General features: G+C 71.7%; 2 protein-coding genes. Both read left to right on the top strand.

What is annotated here, in order from left to right; translation table 11 throughout:
• The coding region (locus tag AC1D15_RS34835; protein WP_477829670.1) for a LytR/AlgR family response regulator transcription factor at positions 1 to 424 on the top strand (424 nt) is incomplete at its 5' end.
• Positions 425 to 480: 56 nt separating this feature from the next.
• Positions 481 to 882, top strand: a 402-nt coding sequence (locus AC1D15_RS34840; RefSeq protein ID WP_477829671.1) for a GIN domain-containing protein, incomplete at its 3' end; no start/stop codon positions are given.

An 882-nucleotide genomic window follows, 5' to 3' on the forward strand; every position in this document is an offset into this window, starting at 1 on the left:
GGTCGAGGCGATCGAGCATGCGCTGGCCTCGGGCGCGGCGCAGGTGCAGGAGGCGACGGCCGAAGCGGTGATCGCGCTGGAGCAGGCGCCGACCGAGCCGCTGACGCGTGTGCTGGTGCGCGACCAGGGCAAGATCTTCCCGCTGCATGTCGACCACATCGAGTACCTGAAGTCCGACACCAAGTACACCGCGCTGGTCAGCCGCGGCCGCAGCTTCCTGGTGCGCCTGCCGATCGCGAGCTTCGAGCCGCGGCTCGATGCGGCGCGCTTCCTGCGGCTGCACCGGGGCTGCATCGTCAACCTCGATTTCGTCGACGCGATGACGCCCGACGAGAACTCCCAGCTGGTGGTGCAGATGCGCGACGGCACCCGCATCACGGCCAACCGCGACGTGTCGCGCCGGCTGCGGGAGCAGTCGTTGTGAGCCCGCCGGACCGCTCCAAGGGCGAACACCGGAGTGCGCAGCACGAAGGTACTCCAATGAGGGCGCTGCGGATCGTGTGTGGTGCGCTGGTCGTGGCGCTGCTCGGCCTGGGCGTGCAGGCGCAGCCGGCTGCGCCGGTCGGCCGCGTCTATGCGCCGGGGGCCTTCGACCGGCTCGACGTGGAGGGCGCGGCGCGCATCCGGCTCACGCAGGGCGACCGCGACCAGGTGTTCGTCGCCGGCGACGAGGCGGCGCAGCGCGGCGTCGAGGTGKACGTGGTGAACAGCCACCTGCGCATCCGTGCGGTCGGTGGCTGGAAGTTCTGGCGCGAGGACCGGCCGGCGATCGAGGTGCAGGTGCGCAAGCTGAGCCACGTGATGCTGTCGGGCGCGGGCGAAGTGCAGGCGCCGGGGCCGATCCGCGGCGACCAGCTGGTGATCGGCATCTCCGGGTCGGGC

It is taken from the genome of Rhizobacter sp. P2_H2, assembly GCF_056403375.1.